Source organism: Zobellia russellii (assembly GCF_044597075.1).
Taxonomy (GTDB): Bacteria; Bacteroidota; Bacteroidia; order Flavobacteriales; family Flavobacteriaceae; genus Zobellia; species Zobellia russellii.
Genome location: NZ_CP139000.1, coordinates 2912063 through 2932673, shown reverse-complemented (window position 1 = coordinate 2932673; position 20611 = coordinate 2912063). Strand labels below are relative to the sequence as shown.

16 protein-coding genes are annotated in these 20611 nt (G+C 39.1%); 9 read left to right on the top strand and 7 right to left on the bottom strand.

Annotated elements, in window-relative coordinates:
* Positions 1–62: 62 nt before the first annotated feature.
* The gene (locus SJY45_RS11890; RefSeq protein WP_400070926.1) at positions 63–1103 is read left to right on the top strand and encodes an NADP(H)-dependent aldo-keto reductase; all 1041 of its coding nucleotides are present in this window, start codon (positions 63–65) and stop codon (positions 1101–1103) included.
* Positions 1104–1240: 137 nt separating this feature from the next.
* Here SJY45_RS11890 and radA read toward each other — a convergent pair whose 3' ends face one another.
* From radA to panC, 5 genes are all read right to left on the bottom strand, one after another.
* Positions 1241–2602, bottom strand: coding sequence for a DNA repair protein RadA (radA, locus tag SJY45_RS11885; protein ID WP_400070924.1), 1362 nt, complete (start codon positions 2600–2602; stop codon positions 1241–1243).
* 67 nt (positions 2603–2669) lie between these two features.
* The gene (locus SJY45_RS11880; RefSeq protein ID WP_215437373.1) at positions 2670–3812 is read right to left on the bottom strand and encodes an alpha/beta hydrolase; all 1143 of its coding nucleotides are present in this window, start codon (positions 3810–3812) and stop codon (positions 2670–2672) included.
* A 27-nt stretch (positions 3813–3839) separates the two neighbouring features.
* Positions 3840–4805, bottom strand: a complete 966-nt coding sequence (locus tag SJY45_RS11875) for a lysylphosphatidylglycerol synthase transmembrane domain-containing protein (RefSeq protein WP_400070922.1) — start codon at positions 4803–4805, stop codon at positions 3840–3842.
* A 2-nt stretch (positions 4806–4807) separates the two neighbouring features.
* A complete protein-coding gene (panD, locus tag SJY45_RS11870) occupies positions 4808–5158 on the bottom strand; it encodes an aspartate 1-decarboxylase (RefSeq protein WP_215437378.1) in 351 nt (116 codons plus the stop codon).
* 17 nt (positions 5159–5175) lie between these two features.
* A complete protein-coding gene (gene panC, locus SJY45_RS11865; protein ID WP_400070920.1) occupies positions 5176–6018 on the bottom strand; it encodes a pantoate--beta-alanine ligase in 843 nt (280 codons plus the stop codon).
* Between the two features lie 107 nt (positions 6019–6125).
* On the opposite strand from panC, the gene SJY45_RS11860 reads away from it, so the two are divergent.
* The 8 genes from SJY45_RS11860 (at position 6126) to SJY45_RS11825 (ending at position 18065) form a co-directional block, all read left to right on the top strand.
* Positions 6126–6935, top strand: coding sequence for a glycogen/starch synthase (locus tag SJY45_RS11860; RefSeq protein WP_215437382.1), 810 nt, complete (start codon positions 6126–6128; stop codon positions 6933–6935).
* 5 nt (positions 6936–6940) lie between these two features.
* Positions 6941–8770, top strand: a complete 1830-nt coding sequence (locus SJY45_RS11855) for a DUF4270 domain-containing protein (RefSeq protein WP_400070918.1) — start codon at positions 6941–6943, stop codon at positions 8768–8770.
* A gap of 189 nt (positions 8771–8959) precedes the next feature.
* On the top strand, positions 8960–10807 hold the full coding sequence (glmS, locus tag SJY45_RS11850; RefSeq protein WP_215913671.1) for a glutamine--fructose-6-phosphate transaminase (isomerizing): 1848 nt from the start codon (positions 8960–8962) through the stop codon (positions 10805–10807).
* 195 nt (positions 10808–11002) lie between these two features.
* Positions 11003–13795 carry a TonB-dependent receptor gene (locus SJY45_RS11845; protein WP_400070916.1) on the top strand — a complete coding sequence of 931 codons (2793 nt, stop codon included), beginning with the start codon at positions 11003–11005 and terminating at the stop codon, positions 13793–13795.
* A 19-nt stretch (positions 13796–13814) separates the two neighbouring features.
* A complete protein-coding gene (locus SJY45_RS11840) occupies positions 13815–15440 on the top strand; it encodes a G-D-S-L family lipolytic protein (protein WP_400070914.1) in 1626 nt (541 codons plus the stop codon).
* Between the two features lie 182 nt (positions 15441–15622).
* Positions 15623–17131 carry a F0F1 ATP synthase subunit beta gene (atpD, locus tag SJY45_RS11835; RefSeq protein ID WP_215437392.1) on the top strand — a complete coding sequence of 503 codons (1509 nt, stop codon included), beginning with the start codon at positions 15623–15625 and terminating at the stop codon, positions 17129–17131.
* A gap of 77 nt (positions 17132–17208) precedes the next feature.
* Positions 17209–17487: a F0F1 ATP synthase subunit epsilon gene (locus SJY45_RS11830; protein WP_155601322.1), complete on the top strand. Its 279-nt coding sequence runs from the start codon at positions 17209–17211 to the stop codon at positions 17485–17487.
* Positions 17488–17555: 68 nt separating this feature from the next.
* The gene (locus tag SJY45_RS11825; RefSeq protein WP_400070912.1) at positions 17556–18065 is read left to right on the top strand and encodes a hypothetical protein; all 510 of its coding nucleotides are present in this window, start codon (positions 17556–17558) and stop codon (positions 18063–18065) included.
* 171 nt (positions 18066–18236) lie between these two features.
* Here the strand turns inward: SJY45_RS11825 and SJY45_RS11820 are convergent, their stop codons facing one another.
* Together SJY45_RS11820 and SJY45_RS11815 are read right to left on the bottom strand one after the other, a co-directional pair.
* Entirely contained in the window at positions 18237–18785 is a 549-nt protein-coding gene (locus tag SJY45_RS11820; RefSeq protein WP_400070911.1) for a GNAT family N-acetyltransferase, read from the bottom strand.
* The gene (locus SJY45_RS11815; RefSeq protein WP_400070909.1) at positions 18767–20572 is read right to left on the bottom strand and encodes a M61 family metallopeptidase; all 1806 of its coding nucleotides are present in this window, start codon (positions 20570–20572) and stop codon (positions 18767–18769) included. Before SJY45_RS11815 ends, SJY45_RS11820 begins: the two co-directional genes overlap by 19 nt.
* Positions 20573–20611: the final 39 nt, after the last annotated feature.

The following is a 20611-nucleotide window of genomic DNA, read 5'->3' as shown; positions in this document are numbered from 1 at the left end:
CCTTCAAAATGCTTAAATTTGGGGCTTTTGAAAATAGTACCCCAAAATACCCCAAAGAATACATGAAAAATACTACCCTACCTTACACTGATATTGAAGTCAGTAAAATTTGCCTTGGTACAATGACCTGGGGCAAACAGAACACAGAAGCGGAAGGCCATGAACAGATGGATTATGCTCTAGAAAAAGGTGTTAACTTTTTTGATACAGCTGAGTTGTATCCCGTTCCTGCACACCCGGACCGCCATTCTGCAACGGAAAAAATAATTGGAACATGGTTCAAGAAAAATAGTAACCGTGATAAAGTTGTACTAGCTACAAAAATAGCCGGGAAAGCAGATTTTACAAAGTTTATCCGTACCACTGGTTTTTCGCCAGAAGCAATCCGTAGTGCCGTTGAAGGCAGTTTAGGTCGTCTTCAAACAGACTATATAGACCTTTATCAGTTGCATTGGCCAGAGAGAAATACCAATTACTTCGGGAAGAGAGGATATAAACATGATTTATCTGACCATTGGAAAGATAATATCCACCAAGTATTAGAAACCTTGCGCGATCTAATTCGTGAAGGAAAGATTAGACACGTAGGCATATCCAATGAGACACCTTGGGGGACCATGCGTTTTCTAACGGAAAGTAAGGTACATGCTAGTTTGCCCCGTGCAATCACTATTCAGAATCCGTATAGTCTCCTGAATCGCCAGTTTGAGGTTGGTCTTTCTGAAATTTCGTTACGTGAGAAAATAGGGCTGTTGGCATATTCTCCAATGGGTTTTGGAACGTTATCCGGAAAATATTTAGGTGGTATGAAGCCTGCAACGGGCAGAATTACTTTATTTCCTAACTATAACAGATACATTAGTGACCCAGCAATTAAGGCTACGGAGAAGTATCATGACCTAGCTCAAAAGCACGGACTTTCTATGGCGCAAATGGCATTGGCTTTTGTTAACACAAGACCATTTGTAACAAGTACCATTATTGGAGCAACTTCAATGAAACAATTACAGGAAAATATTGAGAGTATAGACCTGAAGTTAAGTGATGAGGTGCTTGAGGGGATTGAAGCAATACACAATTCAATTCCTAATCCGGCACCATAAATGGGTTGTATGTTTTTTCTAAAGGTAGGTCTTGGACAGTTGATCGTAATAGTGGCAGTAATCCTCATAATTTTGGTTACTGCCCGTATCCTTCGTGATAAGCGATAGGGCGCTGCTTTTTGTTTTAAATATATTCATTATCCAAAAAGCGCACTGACCATATCTTCTATTTTTGAAACTAGGTGTACTTCTATTTTTGTATTTTTTAGAGTGATTTTATTGTTCTTGGAAACATAGATAGAGGTAAAACCAAGTTTCTCCGCTTCGGAAATACGCTGGTCTACACGCTGTACAGGCCTAATTTCCCCGGCAAGTCCTACTTCTGCAGCAAAACAAACCCCTTTTTCAATAGGTATGTCCTCATTGCTGGATAAGATGGCGGCAATAACAGCTAGGTCAATAGCTGGGTCGTCTACGGAAATTCCTCCGGTAATGTTCAGGAAAACATCTTTTGCCCCAAGTTTAAAGCCTGCCCTTTTTTCTAAAACAGCTAAAAGCATATTGAGGCGTTTGGCATTGTAGCCTGTGGTAGAGCGTTGTGGGGTTCCGTATACTGCGGTGCTAACGAGCGCTTGTATTTCTATCATTAAAGGCCGCATACCTTCTACAGTAGATGCAATGGCCGTTCCGCTTAGTCCTTCATCATTTTTGGAAATCAATATTTCCGATGGGTTGTTCACTTGTCTGAGTCCGCCACCTAGCATTTCATAAATACCCAATTCCGCTGTTGAGCCAAAACGGTTTTTTAAGGCTCTAAGGATGCGGTATACGTAATTTCTATCGCCTTCAAACTGCAAAACGGTGTCTACCATGTGCTCCAGAATCTTTGGACCGGCAATAGAACCATCTTTGGTAATATGGCCAATTAGGATAACAGGAGTATTGGTTTCTTTGGCAAATTTAATGAGTTCGGCGGTGCATTCACGTACTTGGGATATGCTTCCAGCAGCCGATTCAATATAATCGGAATGTAGGGTTTGTATGGAATCGATAACGACTATGTCCGGTTCTGTAGCCTCTATCTGCTTAAAAATATTTTGAGTCTTGGTTTCTGTAAGGATAAAACACGTTTCGCTATTGGGGTGAATTCTATCCGCCCGCATTTTAATTTGTTTTTGGCTTTCCTCCCCCGAAACGTAGAGTGTTTTATAGGGAAGTTTCAGTGCAATTTGTAAAAGCAAAGTACTTTTACCTACGCCCGGTTCGCCTCCTAATAAAACTAATGCGCCAGGTACCAGGCCGCCTCCCAATACACGGTTGAATTCCAGGTCAAAAGTGTTTAGCCGAAGCTCCTTATCCGTACTAATTTCATTGACCCGTAATGGTTTTGCTATTTTTGAAACAGTAACGTTACTTGTCTTCCAACTTGCCTTTTCTTCTTTCTGAATGACTTCTTCAACTACGGTGTTCCATTCTTTGCAGGCGGAACATTGTCCTACCCATTTTGCGTATTGGGTACCACAATTCTGGCAGAAAAAAGCTGTTTTTGTTTTGGCCATCCTTAAATTTTAAGTTGACCTTAAAGGTAAAACTTTGTTTGGTATTTTATGAATTGTAGCTTAAGGATTAATATCCAAAATCAGCTTTCAAAGCATCAATTTTTTCTAAAGCCATCTCTTTGGTAAGAAAATCTATTTCATCCATAGCAAAAGCTTTTTCAAAAGTTTTAAAAGCTTTTTTGGGTTCGCCCAATTGCTCATAGTATTCGCCTTCAAAATAAAAGCCCATCATCGTATCCGGAAACTCTTTTTTACAAAGTTCGGCAAGGGGTTTTAAAGATTCTGTGTCTTCCTTTTTACGGCATGCGGCGTATATAGCCATGATGTCATTAAGGTCTACGGTTTTTTTGAACCCGAACAAATCCTCTATACTTTGGTATTTGGTTTCTAAATATTGAAAAGCAGGTTCTTCGGATGTCAATATCTGTGTTTTGTACTCTTTAGGGCTAATGGGTTTAAACATGCCAAAAATGTTGTCAAAGGCCTTTCCTAGCCCGTAAGTAGCTATTGAAATATGGTCGGCACCGTCATATTGTAAAAAATTGTAATGAAGAGATTCTTTATCAATTGCCTTAATAGCTTTGTCCATCTGTAGAACCCGTGGTGTATTCTTGTTTTTTTCGGACTCCATTATTAACTGATAGAAAATCTGCTTATCAAACGCGGCCAGACGTGTAGGTACCCTTGTTTCCATTTCTGGGGCCAAATCCGGAGATATATTTATGTATGCGTTAAAAAGTGAATTTTCTTTAAAGAGCCAATAGTTGGTAAAGTTGGCCGTAATATCATAACCTACAATCATTTTAAACGGGGCGGTGCTGTAATTGAGGTCTAGGTAGGGTATGATTTCCATCCCTAAAAACTCAAAGAATTTTTTTGCTTTTTCGGAGGGAAGACCTGAATCTGGCTCAAAAGCACAATCGTCAAAACGGATGCTCTTTTTACTCTGCTCTATACCCACTACAATGCTAGCGGGCATACCATGAAACTTATGATAAAATTTGGCGTTGGCCACTACTTGGTCAAACAGGTATTCGCCGTCTAGAACAACGATTAAGGGGTACTTTTTTTCTTCATCATAGTCTTCTGGAAAATAGTATTTTACATCGCGCCGCTCTTGCAGTTTAAACGATTCAAAAATTTCCTGTGTGACTTGTGCGTTCAGACTAACGCATAGCAGGCATGCAAAAAAAGTGAGTTTGCGTAACATGGTTCAGTTTTTGGGTACAACAAAACCTTATCGGTTTCTGTTGAATAACGGTAATACCAGAAAAGATATTGCCCCAAAAACAACGATCATGAGAGTTTGTGCAATCCACATAATCCACCCAAAGGCATCACCGGAAACTGCGCTAATGCCAAAAATGGCCAAAGCACTGCTTACTGCAATAGGATAGAGGCCTATGCCGCCATTGGTAGCAGTCATTGCAAAAGACCCTGCTACAAAGGCAACCATAAGTTCACTAAGAGATAGGTGAATGGTTTCCGGCACGGTAAATTTTATGACCCAAAGCATAGCAATATAACAACCCCAAATAAAGAGGGTGTGTATCACAAACGCCCATTTTCTTTTCATTTTAAAGATGCTAAAAACGCCCTCCATGAGCCCTTTTACGAATCCTTTGATTTTCACGGCCAGTGTATGCGTAGATTTTTTAATGAAGAAAAAGAAAAATATGAGTCCAATGACACCTGCACCCATTAAAAGCAATAAGCTTTTTAAGTTAAAACCCCTGTCCTGCAAAAAGCCCAAGATACTATCGGTCTGTAAAATTAATGTAAGACCAATAAGGAAAAGAAGCATGATTACATCAATAACCCGCTCCGTTACAATAGTGCCAAATCCTTTTTCAAAAGGAACGTCTTCATAGGTTGTTAAGGCGGTAGCCCTAAGAATTTCACCTGTTCTGGGAATACCCAGATTGGCAAAATAGGCCATTAAAATAATAAACACATTATTTATAATCTTAGGCTTGTATCCTAACGGTTCTAACAAATAGTTCCAGCGTACGGCCCGTGAAATATGGCCAAGAATGCCAAGTATAATGGATATGCTTACCCAAAAAAGGTCGGCTTCTTTTACGTAAAATAAAATTTGTGTCCTGTCTTCCGGTGAGGTCTTGTAGTAAGAGTACCAAACTAAAAAAACTCCCAAGGCTATTGGGAGTACAGTTTTTAGTATATTTTTAAGTTTTTCGTTCAAGTTTACTTCAACAAATTTGTGCCCTCATCAGGAAAAACCAATGCGGGGTTAAACTTCTTAGCTTCTTCAATATCCATTCTACCATAGGTAATAAGAATTAAAATATCACCTACTGCAACTTTTCTTGCCGCGGCACCGTTTAGTGTAATTTCCCCACTATTTCTTGGTCCTGGAATGGCATAGGTTTCTAACCTTTCACCGTTATTATTGTTTACAATTTGTACTTTTTCGCCTCTAATGATATTGGCTGCATCCATTAAATCTTCATCAATAGTAATGCTGCCAATATAATTTAAATCGGCGCCAGTGACTTTTACACGGTGAATCTTGGATTTTACAACTTCTATTTGCATCTGACAAAGGTAATTAATTATAAGGCAATATTATCTATTAGTCTAACGCCCTCGGCATAAACGGCAATAAACGCCCTATATTTTAGGTTTTCTTTTTTTGTTGTGATCGGGCCTAAAGTTTCCGTATCTGTTATTTCAAAATATTCTAACTCTAAATCTAACTGTTCGTTAAATTGTCCTTTAACCCAATCCTTTACATAATCTGCACTTTTCGTGCCAAATTTTTCTTTGGCAGTTAATAACGTTCTGTAGATGAATGCAGCTTTTTGTCGTAATTGGGGCGATAACCTTTCATTCCTGGAGCTCATGGCAAGACCGTGGGCTTCCCTAACAATTGGGCAACCTATAACCTCAACCGGAATTTCTTTTTGTTTTACAAGTTTTCTTATGATTTGTAGCTGTTGAAAGTCTTTTTCGCCAAAGTAAGCCTTGTCCGGTTTTACAAGTAAAAGTAGCGCTTCAACAATAGTACCTACTCCATTAAAATGATCATCTCTAAATGCACCTTCCATTACGGTGTCCAAACCTTCAAAATTATATTTTTTGGCTTCTATTTGGTTGTCGTAGACTTCACTTGCAGAAGGTGAAAAGACTAAAATATCTTCCGAAATTTTCGATAAGAGGTCTAAATCGGCGTCAAAAGTATGGGGATATTTGGCCAAATCTTCTTTATTGTCAAACTGAGTGGGATTGACAAATATGCTTACCACAACGGTGTTATTTTCATTAACCGCTTTTTGAACTAGAGAGGCATGCCCCGTATGGAGTGCGCCCATAGTGGGTACGAGTCCTAAAGTGTTCGTTTTAGGCCGGTTTAAAATGTGGTCTAAGAGTTCTTTTTTAGTTTTGAATACCAGCATAGGTTTGGTTTAAAAGCGAGCAAACTTACTATAATTACGGCTAATCTGTAGAATTTTTGTAATTTTGCAGCCACGTTGCACCAAATACACACAAAAACATTGCATATATGAATGGTAAAAAGATATTGTTCGTATCCTCGGAGTTAGTGCCCTATCTTCCGCAGAACGAAGTTTCCCTAATGTCTTATGAAACTCCTAGGATGGTTAACAGCAATGGTGGCCAAATTCGGATTTTTATGCCCAGGTATGGCAATATCAACGAGCGTAGACATCAGCTTCATGAAGTTATACGTTTGTCCGGTATGAATTTAGTTATTAACGACATGGATATGCCGCTAATCATTAAGGTGGCTTCTATACCTCGTGAGCGAATTCAGGTGTATTTCATAGACAATGACGAGTACTTTAAGCGTAAGGCTACGTTTGCGGATGCTGATGGGAATTTATTTCCGGACAATGACCAGAGAGCCATATTTTTTGCTAAAGGTGTTGTTGAGACCGTTAAGAAATTGAACTGGTCTCCAGATATTATACATGTTCATGGTTGGATGGCGTCTTTATTGCCATTGTACCTGAAGAAATACTATGCGGACGAACCCTTGTTCGATACCAGTAAAATCGTAACCTCTGTTTACGGTAAGTCTTTTGAGGGCGAACTGGATTCTGAAATGATAAAGAAGGTGGCTTTTGATGGTATTTCAGAAGATAGTATTGAAGCACTTAAAACTCCTACCTATAATAATTTGTTAAAGATAGCCGTAGATCATTCTGATGCGGTTATTTTAGCAGCGGAAGAAATTCCGGAAGATTTACAAAGTCACATATCCAACCTTGAAAAACCTGTGTTGCCGTATGTTTCCTTACAAGAATTTGAGGAAGCGTATGCCAATTTTTATAACACTGAAGTTTTAAAATAGCCCGAATGATTTTTTTGAACAGATTAAAGCTCCCTGCTCTTGCAGTAATAGTATTGGTTACCATCTTTACGTCTTGTGAAGAAGACTTGACAACCATTGGTTCTGGCGTAGTTGGTGGAGAGCCGTTCAAAAATAATAAGGCCGTCTTTGATGTCTTTTCCTATAATAAAAAGGTGAAGGCCGTATCTACGAATAGATTGCCAATTTATCAATTGGGCATTTATGATGATCCACTTTATGGTAAAACCGAAGCACAGGTAACCACTCAGGTCTTGTTGCCTAGTGGTTCGCCTACTTTTGGCACATATAGTCAGGAACTGGAAGATACTGAAAACACTAGTGTGCCGGCACAGATTCAAGAAAATGAAACTGTAGAGTCTGTTTATTTGTACATCCCGTTTTTGACAAATCCTTCAGGTGATGCTGATTTGGATGGCGTTATAGATGAACTGGATAAGGATCCGTTAGACCCCAATAGTGATACTGATGGCGGAGGACTTTTGGATAATCAGGAGAAAACAAAAGGGTCTAACCCTCTTGATAGTACGGATGATACGGATGACGCAAATTTTGTAAGGGATCAGTTCGCCAAGACTTTTGATTTGGATAGTATTTATGTTGATGGTCGTTTATATCGTGAAGGAGACAATCCATCCTTTAATTTAAAAGTACAGCGGTCCACTTATTTTTTACGTGATCTTGATCCTTCAGCCAATTTTCAAGAGGCCCAAGAATACTATTCAAGTCAGGAATTTGCGCCCACTTTTGTTGATGAGGTATTGTATGATAGCGAGGCAAGTTCTGAAGAAATTGTAATTAGCAGAGATCAGATACCTGTGCCTAAAAGAGATGATGTTTCTACTGAAGATGTTGATGAGTCTACCCAATTCAACTATTTGGCACCTGGAATTCGAGTAGCTTTGGACAAAGACTTTTTTCAGGAGAATATTTTGGATAAGGAGGGTTCTACAGAACTTGAAAGTCAAGCAAATTTTAAAGAGTTTTTGCGCGGATTGCATTTTTCTCTCTCATCGGGAGGTAATGATGTCATGTTTTTGTTCGATATAAAATCGGCGAACATCACTATTACATATAACTATGATACTGCAGATTCTGCCGGTGCAGTTACTGAGCAAGCTGGGCAAAAAGATGTAGTGTTAAGTTTTGTAAGGGATTCGTTTAATTCGCAAGGTCAATTTTTGGGTACAGATGGTAATGCCGTAAATACATTTATTAATGAAGCCTATCCTTCTGAGATAACGGATAACTTGGATACAGGTGAAAATGCATCTAAAATCTATTTAAAAGGAGGGGCAGGTGCATTTGCTGAAGTTAAATTGTTTGATGAAGCAAATAGTAGAGAAGCACTTAACGAGATAAAATCAAATAATTGGATTATCAACAATGCCAATCTTGTATTTTATGTTGCCAATGATAATTTAGGTACTGAGCCACAACGGCTTTATCTATACAATTCGGAAACGAATACCATATTACCGCTATCATCAGGTGATGCGGATGGTAGGTCTACCGAGTATGGAGGAATAATTGAAACTGATAGCGATGGTAGAGGTGTGAAATACAGTGTTAACATAACAACGTATATCAATAGCCTTATCGTTAATAATGAAGATAATGTAACTTTGGGTCTTACCACTACGCCCAATTTGTTTCTTAATACTGTGGGGAATGCTATGCTGGAGAATGGAGAAGAACAGCAATTGCCCATAGCCAATACAGTTTCACCTTTAGGTACTGTCCTTTATGGTAGTGCTGATGGGGCGGAAGATGATAAGAAACTCAAGCTTGAAATTTTCTATACCGAAACCAACTAAGTTTATACAAAACAACTACTCTAATTTTTATTAATGTAAGTTTTATACTAGCAGGTGTTCAGATTGGCCTTACTTATACCAATTAACGATATTTTTCGTTTTATAAGTGTGTTTTAAGGGGATTTGGCTAGCTTCTAGTACATTTGTGATGAATATTTATTTTCCCCAACTTAAATTAACATATACAGTATGTGTGGAATAGTAGGTTATATAGGGTATAGAGATGCCTATCCGATTGTCGTAAAAGGTTTACAACGTCTTGAATATAGAGGGTACGATAGTGCCGGTGTTGCAATTTATGATGGCGAAAAAATAAGTTTAGCAAAGACCAAGGGTAAAGTTGAAGATTTAAAGAAGAAGGCAGAAGGTTCTATTTCTTTAGAAGGGAAACTGGGTATTGGTCATACACGTTGGGCAACCCACGGTGTGCCAAATGATGTAAACTCTCACCCGCATTGTTCAAATTCAGGTGATTTGGTAATTATCCACAACGGAATTATCGAAAACTATGAGTCCATAAAAAAAGAGCTTATTAAAAGAGGCTACACTTTTGAATCCGATACGGATACCGAGGTTTTGGTAAACCTTATAGAGGAGGTTCAAAAGACCGAAGGCGTAAAGTTAGGTCAAGCAGTGCAGATTGCTTTGAATGAAGTTGTGGGTGCCTATGCCATAGCCGTATTCGACAAAAAGAAACCGGACGAAATAGTGGTTGCCAAATTAGGTAGCCCGTTGGCAATAGGTATTGGCGATAACGAGTTTTTTATTGCGTCGGATGCTTCCCCTTTTATAGAATTTACCAATAATGCAGTGTATCTTCAGGATGAAGAGATGGCCATTGTTCGTTTAGGTAAGGAAATTAAACTTCGTAAGATAAAGAATGATGCGGTAGCATATCCTAATATCCTAGAGCTCAAAATGAATATTGAGGAAATTGAAAAAGGAGGGTATGATCATTTTATGCTCAAAGAGATATATGAGCAACCAAGAGCTATTTTAGACACTTATAGAGGTAGGTTACGTGCTGCCCAAGGCCTCATAAAGATGGCTGGGATTGATGAGAATATTGAAAAGTTCATGAACGCCAACCGCATAATCATTGTGGCATGTGGTACATCATGGCATGCTGGGTTGGTAGCGGAATATATATTTGAAGATTTAGCGAGAATACCTGTAGAAGTAGAATATGCTTCGGAATTTAGATATAGGAATCCGGTAATTACAGATAAAGATGTATTAATTGCTATTTCTCAATCTGGTGAAACGGCAGACACCTTGGCGGCAATAAAACTGGCTAAGGAAAAAGGAGCTTATGTATTTGGAGTTTGTAACGTGGTTGGTTCTTCTATAGCACGAGAAACGGATTCTGGTGCGTATACGCATGCCGGTCCAGAAATTGGGGTGGCGTCAACTAAGGCATTTACTACTCAAATAACCGTTCTTACGTTAATTGCATTAAAGTTGGCCAAAGAAAAGGGAGTTTTCTCCCAATCTAGGTTCCATGAATTTTTGACGGAGCTAGAAACTATTCCCGCAAAAGTGGAGAAGGTTTTAGAAAGCAACGCTTTAATAGAAATCATATCGGAAGTATATAAAGATTCTACCAATTGTCTGTATTTGGGTAGAGGGTACAATTTTCCGGTAGCTTTGGAAGGCGCTTTAAAGCTTAAGGAGATCAGTTATATTCATGCAGAAGGATATCCTGCTGCGGAAATGAAACACGGTCCAATTGCATTAATAGATGAGCAAATGCCAGTCTTTGTTATTGCAACCAAAAAAGGGCATTATGAAAAGGTAGTAAGTAATATTCAAGAAATAAAGTCGAGAAAAGGTAAGATTATCGCTATTGTAACAGAGGGCGATACCCAAGTTAAGGAGTTGGCCGATCATGTGGTTGAGGTTCCTGAGACTTTAGAAAGTCTTACGCCATTGCTAACAACTATACCATTACAGCTTTTATCCTATCATATAGCGGTAATGCGCGGTTGTAATGTAGATCAGCCTAGAAATTTGGCAAAATCCGTTACGGTGGAATAGTATTTTAAGATAAGTATAAGTTTTTAACAGGTCCCGACATATGTCGGGACCTGTTTTGTTTTGGTGAATTTATAATTTTTAGGGGTCTTTTTTAGGAAAAATATACTATGCATGCATAATTTTTTTCATTTTATGATTATTGGTCAAAAAAAAAATGTAACTTCGGGTTACTAACGTTTTTAACTTAAACTTAACATGAGAGCAATACTATTTTTAGCCTTGCTGTTGGCGTCTAGCTTTGGATTTTCGCAAACAACGGTAAACGGGAAAGTGGTAGATCAGAACAGTCAGCCCGTACCAGGGGCCAATATCGTTATCGAAGGAAAAGCGATTGGTACCACAACGGATTTTGACGGTAATTTCAATTTGCAAACTTCTGAAGTACCCCCTTTTCAGTTAAGAATTACCAGTATCGGATATTCCGATACTACGGAGGAAGTCACCTCTAACAATCAAACCTTGACCATTGTAATTAATGAGTCCCAAACATTTTTGGATGAAGTGGTTATATCTGCTTCAAGAACACCCGAGCGTATTTTTGAGTCACCGGTTACGGTAGAGCGAATAGGTGTTTCGGAAATAAAGAACGGTACTGCCGCAGATTTTTATGGTGGTCTTGAAAATTTAAAAGGGGTTGATGTAAACACAAATAGTTTAACCTTTAAATCAATCAATACTAGAGGTTTTGCATCTTTTGCAAATACGCGTTTTATGCAGTTGGTTGATGGTATGGATAACTCAACACCTGCATTGAACTTTCCAATTGGTAACTTGGTAGGTTTAGTTGAACCAGATGTTTTAAGTGTTGAATTGTTACCGGGTGCATCATCTGCACTATATGGTGCAAACGCTTTTAACGGAATCTTGTTCATGCGTAGTAAGAACCCTTTTGATTACGAGGGTATAAGTGTGTCTATTAAACGAGGTATAACATCCCAAAAAGCTGCAGGTGACAATTCGTACACGGATTTTGGCATTAGAGCTGCATATAAGTTTAGTGAAAAATTTGCAGGAAAAGTCAATTTCGGATATTTAAAGGGAACTGACTGGGCGGCTAATAATATAGATGACAAGAATACTCCCGGGGGAACTAGGGATAATTTGAATTATGACGGTGTTAATGTTTATGGGGATGAGGTTTCTACGAACATTAAGGATGTAGCCCTTACTTTGGAAGGTTTAGGTGTATTGCCTGCAGGAGCTAACGCTCTGGTTCCTTCTGAAATCGTAAGTAGAACAGGTTATCATGAAAGTGACCTTACCCAATACAACGCTGAAAGTATAAAGGCGGATTGGGGCATGTATTACAGGCCAATCGAAGGCAAAAGTTTGGAGATTTCCTACGTAGGTAAGGTGGGTACAGGTACAACAATTTACCAGGGTACCAATAGATACAATATTGACGGATTCTTTCAAGAGCAGCATAAGCTTGAGGTTAGAAACGATAACTTTTTTGTAAGGGGTTATGTGGTTGGTGATAAAGCAGGTGATTCTTATGATATGGTATTTACCGGAATCAATATTAACCAAACTTGGAAAGATAATAATACTTGGTTTGGAGAGTATACGGGAGCTTATGTTCAGGCAACATTGGCCGGCGCCACAGACGAACAGGCTCACGCTGCCGGTAGGGCACAAGCAGAATCCGGAAGGTATCTTCCTGGTACGCCCGAATTTGAGGCTGCTTTTAATAAAGTGATTAAAGACCCGGACCTAAGCAAGGGATCTCAATTTTACGATCAATCTAAGTATTATCATGCAGATGGTAATTATAACTTTAGTCATTTGATTGATTGGGCAGAAATTCAAGTTGGTGGTTCATTTAGGGAGTATAGTCTAAATTCCTTAGGTACCATTTATACGGATTCGGAAGAAGACGGGCCAATTGACTATTCTGAATTTGGAATTTATTCTCAAATCCAAAAGACCTTGCCTTTGGCAGGAGAAAAAAGCTTGAAGTTAACCGGGTCTATTCGTTATGATAAGTCTGAGTTTTTTGATGGTTTCTTTTCGCCAAGACTATCTGCGGGTTATACGTTAAACAGAGACCATAATATTAGGGCTTCTGCTCAAACCGGATTTAGAAACCCTACTACACAAGATCTTTTTATTGGTTTGGATGCCGGTAGGGCAATTCTAGTTGGGTCTGCACCGGATAACTTGGAGCAATATTCAAGAGATTTTGATGTAAGTGCTACTGGCCAATTTCAGTTTCAACAACCATCAACGGTAACCCAAACCGGTGCTGTGGCTTATAATAATTCCTATTCTGCTGCATCTGTGGCCGCTTTAGGGGCAACAGGAGATCCTTCCGTGCTGGAAATTGCAAATCCGGATTTAGTTAAACCGGAAAGAGTAACATCTTTTGAAATTGGTTATAGGGGTAAGGTAGATAAACTTGTGATAGATTTTAGTACCTACTACAATACATACAAAGACTTTATTTCACAAGAAGTTGTAATTTCTCCTTACTATGGAGTAGTTGGTGATGGTGGCCTTTCTGTAGGTGCGATAGCTAACGGAGATTATCAAGCGTATAGCACGTATACTAATACTGATGCAGACGTTAGTTCTTATGGTGCGTCTTTAGGCCTTAATATGAAAGTATTTGGCGACTATAATTTAGGAGGTAGCTATACATTCACAAAATTAGATTTTGATCGTGATGCCAATCCAGATGTTATGCTGAATTTCAACACGCCAGAGCATAAGTTCAAGGCATCTTTTGGAAATGAGCAGTTATTTAAAAACTTTGGATTTAACGTATCGTACAGGTTTAGCGATGATTATTTCTGGGAAGCTACTTTTGGTAACGGCGTTATTCCAGAATTTCATGTAGTTGATGCACAAATCAATTATGAAGTTCCAAGTATCAAATCTTCATTTAAATTGGGAGGTACAAACCTGACTGGTAAGGAATATTACACGGCATTCGGTACCGGTTATATTGGCTCTATGTACTACTTATCTTGGACAATTAACAATTAATTTTTAATCTCAAGTTGAAATGAAAAACTTAAAATATATATACTTTTCTTTAGGTATCTTAGCCTTTACGGCCTGTAATGACCCTGAAGATGTTGACCTTGAGCCAGAAGTAATGGCGGAGGCACTTGCCGAATTAAATGCGGGCTCTGCAGATTTTTCAACCTATGTTTCTTTGGGGAATTCGTTAACCGCAGGTTTTACGGATAATGCACTTTTTCAAGCGGGACAAGCCAACTCTTTTCCGAATCTGCTGTCAACTAAGTTTGCGCTGGCAGGAGGTGGTTCTTTTTCTCAACCACTAATGAATGATAATATTGGGGGGCTATTGGCCGGCGGTTCGCAAATAGAAGGCTTTAATCCTAGATTGGTTTTCGGAGGGGCAGGCCCTGTTGATTTGTCCGATGTAGTTGGTGAGGTGGCCCCAACAACGGATATTGTTTTGAACAATCCATCAGGCCCGTTCAATAATATGGGTGTTCCAGGAGCAAAGAGTTTTCATCTATTGGCGCCAGGTTATGGAAATATAGCCAATTTATCGGCTCAATTGGCCAATCCTTATTTTGTTAGAATGACGGGTGCTACACCAGATGCTAGGGTTTTAGAACTGGCCATGGCCCAATCACCTACATTTTTTACATTGTGGATTGGAAATAATGATGTACTTGGATATGCGCTTTCAGGAGGTGATGGAACAAATCCTATTACGGATCAACCTACTTTTGACCTCGCAATTAATACGCTCGTAACTACCTTAACTTCGGGTGGTGCAAAAGGGGTTGTGGCAAATATTCCATATGTAACTTCAATTCCGCATTTTACAACTGTTCCTCATAATCCTATTGATCCTGAAGAAAATGATTTTGCTGCTCAGGTGCCAACTCTTAATACGGTTTACGGTGCATTGAATCAAGTGTATACGGCTTTGGGAGAGACCGAGAGAGTTGTTGTTTTTTCGGATACGTTAGACAATGCGGTCGTTATTAAGGATGAGGCACTTGTAGACATTTCAGCCCAAATTACAGGTGCTTTTAATGCAAACCCTGCATTTCCGGTATTTGTTACACAACTAGGGCTGCCTCAGGAAGCGGCTCCGTTGGTAGCTAGTCTGTTGGGAACAACCTATGGTCAAACCAGACCTGCAACGGAAAACGATTTATTGGTGCTACCTAGTAGTAAAGTTATCGGAACCGTTAATGAAGAATCTTTTGCCGCACTTTCTGCAGCAAGTCTTCCTGCAGCGGTAGCCGGTCAGTTTTCTGTAGAGGGTATAACGTTACCTTTAGCCGATAAATGGGTCTTAACACCAGAGGAACAAGATGAAATTAAAATTGCTACCGATCAGTTTAATGCTACAATTACATCTGCCGCTTCTGCAGCTGGCTTGGCGTTTGTAGATGCCAACCAATTATTGCAGGATTTGGCCCAGGGCGGTGTTAGGGACGGTGACTTTACTTTAACTGCCAATTTAGTAACAGGGGGAGGTTTTTCTCTTGATGGAGTGCATTTGACAGCTAGGGGGTATGCACTTATTGCAAATGAATTTATGAAAGCAATAGATGCTACATATCAATCTAATTTTGAGGCTTCCGGGTCTTTGTTCAACATTGGAAATTTTGCAACGAACTATTCGCCGGCATTGCAATAGGTATAGATTTTCTTACGTTTTACAAGGCACCATTTGATGGTGCCTTTTTTTATGGTGAAAAAAGAATAAAAAGTAGTTTTCAATTCAAGTTGAAAAACATACCTTTGCAGCCTGAAAAACATAGCTGTATTAAGGTGTTTTTCAATACAGTAAGTAATTTGAATTCATAAACTAATAAAGTAATGTCAAAAGTTACAGGTAAAGTTTCCCAGATTATTGGGCCAGTAGTCGATGTGGAATTCCAATCAGGAGATGCCCTTCCAAAAATTTACGATTCTCTTGAAATCGCTGGTAAAGATGGTTCTAAACTTGTTTTAGAAGTACAGTCTCACGTTGGTGAAAATACTGTGAGAACAATTTCTATGGATTCTACTGATGGTCTAAGTAGAGGAACAGATGTGCTTTCGACAGGTAGCGCAATACAAATGCCGGTTGGTGATGATGTGTATGGTCGCCTTTTTAATGTAATTGGTGATGCTATTGATGGTTTGGGCGATTTGCCTAAAGCAGGTAAAGATGGTTTGCCTATTCACAGAGACGCTCCTAAATTTGAAGACCTTTCTACTTCTACCGAAGTTCTTTTTACCGGTATTAAGGTAATTGACCTTATTGAGCCTTATGCAAAGGGTGGTAAAATTGGATTGTTCGGTGGTGCAGGTGTTGGTAAAACCGTATTGATTCAGGAGTTAATTAACAATATCGCTAAAGGCCATGGTGGTCTTTCTGTATTTGCCGGTGTTGGAGAACGTACTCGTGAAGGAAACGATTTACTTCGTGAGATGTTGGAATCTGGTATTATCAAGTATGGTGATGATTTCATGCATTCTATGGAAGAAGGCGGATGGGATCTTGCAAAGGTTGATAAAGCCGCTATGAAAGATTCAAAAGCAACTTTCGTTTTTGGTCAGATGAACGAACCACCAGGAGCACGTGCTCGTGTGGCATTGTCAGGATTGACAATTGCTGAGTACTTCCGTGACGGTGCTGGAGAAGGTCAAGGTAAAGATGTACTTTTCTTCGTAGATAATATATTCCGTTTTACGCAAGCGGGTTCCGAGGTATCGGCTCTTCTAGGTCGTATGCCTTCTGCGGTAGGTTACCAACCAACTTTGGCAACAGAGATGGGTGCTATGCAAGAGCGTATTACATCAACTAAAAGAGGTTCTATTACATCTGTACAGGCGGTATACGTTCCTGCGGATGATTTAACGGATCCGGCTCCTGCAACAACCTTTGCTCACTTGGATGCAACAACAGTACTTTCTCGTAAAATTGCGGAGCTAGGTATTTACCCTGCGGTGGATCCATTGGATTCTACTTCTCGTATCCTAACTGCCGAGATTTTAGGTAACGATCATTATAACTGTGCACAACGTGTAAAAGAGTTGTTACAACGTTACAAAGAGTTACAGGATATTATTGCTATTCTTGGTATGGAAGAACTTTCCGAAGAAGATAAGTTGGCAGTAGGTCGTGCAAGACGTGTACAACGTTTCCTTTCACAGCCTTTTCACGTAGCAGAGCAGTTTACTGGTCTTAAAGGGGTGTTGGTTGATATTAAAGAGACCATAAAAGGATTTAACATGATTATGGACGGAGAGTTAGATCACCTTCCTGAATCTGCCTTTAACCTTAAAGGAACCATTGAAGAGGCAATAGAAGCAGGTGAGAAAATGTTGGCCGAAGCTTAATTAGGAGCAGTACATAGTAATTAGTACTGTGTGTGCAGAACTAATTGCTAAATACTAACTACTCAATACTAAAAAGGATGTATTTAGAAATTGTATCACCAGAAGCCACTTTATTTTCGGGCGAAGTAACATCGGTAACTGTACCAGGAGTAAATGGCGAGTTTCAAATTTTGAACGGTCACGCGGCTATAGTTTCTTTACTTCAAGAAGGTAATGTTCGTGTGGACGGAAACATAACGATAGATGAGGCACATGCTTCTAAATTTTCAAAAGACGCTAGCGGAAAGGTAATACTTCCCATTTCTAGTGGAACTGTTGAAATGAGTGATAATCGGGTAATTGTATTGGCCGATTAGAGATTTGCACTGTGCAATAAATATTAAAAAGCCATACTTAACCGTATGGCTTTTTCGTTTTTATAAAGATGGCTAAGAGCAACGTAATTATTTCAGGGGGTAACCGTCCATTTTGGCAACTGGTACTGGCATCTGTGTTTTTCACCGCTGCTATTTATTTTTTCTATCGTTTTTTGGTCACTATTGATTTGTACGGTGAATCCAGAGAGGTTAGAGGTGCTGTAAATGCTTTGGAGGCAGCCGTAATTACATTTATGGGAGGACTAGGGTCATCCGTAACAAGGGATTATTATTTTGACTTTGACAATTATCGCTATAAGTCCGTTTACAGAGTAGGTCCTTTTAAGAAGGGGAAATGGCAGGACTTTCAAAACTTGGAGTACATTTCTGTTTTTAAAAATTCAAAAGCTCAGTTCGAGGTTAATTTATGGTACAACAGAAATAAACATTTTAATATCTCGCTTTTAGAAAGTAAAAAAGATGCTATAGAACAAGGTAAAGTACTGGCCCAAAAATTACAGATAAGTTTACTGGATGCTACCCAAGCCAATAACCAAAAATGGATAGAAATTGATTGATTTTCTTGAGGATATATATTTTAAATAAGGCATAGAATAGAAGTTCAAGGATTTACCCTTTGGCTTCTTATGCAAATACGCTAGTCTTGACTTTTTTCGGTCAGGAAGACGTTAATAGTAAAACTGTCATCGTTTAATTTTGAAGATAGCCTGCTGCTTTACTTTTAGAGTTTATTGAAGTAAAACTATCTCCCATTTTTGCCCAGCGGACTCATAAGTTTGTAATTCATTAAAACCAATTGCATAATGTGCACTTAAGGAACGGGTATTTGTGGCATCTACTTCAGTGATGATAGAATTAAAATTTTCTCTTGTTTCGGTTTGCATGGTTTCGTATGATTTTCTGAATATACCTTGCTTGCGAAATGCCTTATCAATGCAGATTTGTCCCATAACCATATAATTCTCTGGTTTGGGAATAACAGATTCTATTTGGGTAAACATAGGTTTTAAAACCTGTATTTCATCTGCAAACTTTGGATGCATACAAAGGGCATAACCAACAACTAAATCACCTGATTTGGCTATAATATGCGGACATACATCATTCATTGCTTTTAAAACTTCAAAAGTATGTTCTACGGTTACAAAACCTTTTAGGGCCTTTTCCTTGGGAGAAAGTGTAGAGGGCAGGTTTTTCTTTTGAAGCGCTAGAATTTGCTTTAGTTCACTATCTGTTGTAACCGTAGTGGTAATCACTTTTAATTTACTTTTAGCCATTCTTGTCTATTGCGCAACTGTTTTTTTGAAGGTTTTATATTTTCTTTTTCCATTAGTTGCAGATGGTAATCCGGATTTCTTTCCAGAATAAGTTTGGTCTGTTTTGTGAATCCTTGGCTTGTAAATTTAATGTTTAGGGTATCCCCAACCTTTAGCCCTGCTATATAAGCGCTAAACTGTTGCCCGTCCGGGAATCCGGCATCATTTATATGAGTTATAATATCTCCTTTGTTCAATCCGGATTTATATGCTGGAGTGCCCATTTTGGGATTGGATTGTATCTGACCGTGTCCGTCGCCATTTAAAGAAACCGATGCCCCAAAATAAGGTTCTTCCGGATTTTGTTTGAGTGCAACACCAACGGAGTTTAAAAGAGAGTTGTAATCCGGCATTTCGCTTTTATAAATGTATTTGCCAAAGAAATTTTGGGCAATATCATTCCCTGCATATTCTGCTAAGGATTTTTGCAGGTTTTCAACGGTATAGGGTTGCTCGCTTTTACCATATTGCATCCAGACGTGTTTCATAAAATCGTCTAGGTTTAGTTTTTCTTCTCTCAGGGATAGATCAAGCGCTAGTCCTAGAATACTCCCGTAAGAGTAATAGGAGATAAAAGTATTTTCCCGGTTAACAGGATCTACGGAAGTGGCTGCATCTACAAACGGAGCTTGGTAGCTCATTTCTATAGGATTAAAAAATTGGCGTGCAGGTGAGTTCCAAACATAATTAAAAGTACCGCTAATACCCTCTACATATTTTGTGGGTGAAATAATCCCGGCCCTACAAAGTATAAGGTTGGTGTAGTAACTTGTAAAACCCTCGGCAAACCACAACGCTCCGCTCATGTTGGTTTCTTCAAAATTAAAAGGTTCCAATGATTTGGGGCGTATGCGCTCTACGTTCCATGCATGGAAAAACTCATGAGATACGGTACCTATGTTACCACTCATACCTCCTTCTGCTAAACTACGTGTGCTGGTGAGTATAGTTGAATTACGGTGCTCCATACCATCACCAGATGCATTAGGAATGTAACAGGCCAAAAAGGTATAGGTGCCATAATCGAATTCGGGTAGTTCTCCATAAACATCTCTCTCCGCCAAAACGATTTTCTTTACGTTCTCAAAATAGGCATCCAATTCTTCATCGGTGCCATTATGATGCAGTACAAAGCGTATTTTTTGTTTCTTTCCATTATCCTCTACCTCAAACTCACGTACGTAATGGTTACTGATTTCCGTAGGGCTATCCATAAAATAATAGAGGTTGGGGGCAGAATAGGTTGTGCCGGAAACCAAAGGAAGTTGGGTGGCGACTTTCCAGCCTAAATCCTTTCGAACTTTGAAATCCACTTTAATTTTTCTCTCATTAAGCGCAGGAGCATACATGAACGTTGCAGGTATGTTCAGGTGTGCGTGGGTTTCGTCCACCTGTGAATAAGTTCCGTCACCTCGGTTAGCAAAGAGCGTATAGCTTATGTTAATAAGATCGTCATGTCCTATTACTTGCCATTGGTAGGGGTCTGGGCGCAGAACTTCCAAAGTTTTTCCTTTACTGTCCGTAGCCTTAAAATTATATACGTTCTTGGCAAATTCATGTAACGCATAGCGGCCAGGTGACGTACGGCTCATTCTAAAAGAGATCGTATCCGTTTTTAACTCTGGAAAGCTTCCTTTGATAACCGCTTCATGGTGAATGGCGTTTTCAAAAGAAATTTCATAGCTATTGGTTTGGGCAAAAAGTATACTAATGGTAGTAAGCAATAGGGACGTAAGGTAGAATTTCATTAATGTAAATTTAATGTCACTAATATACCATTTAAAGAG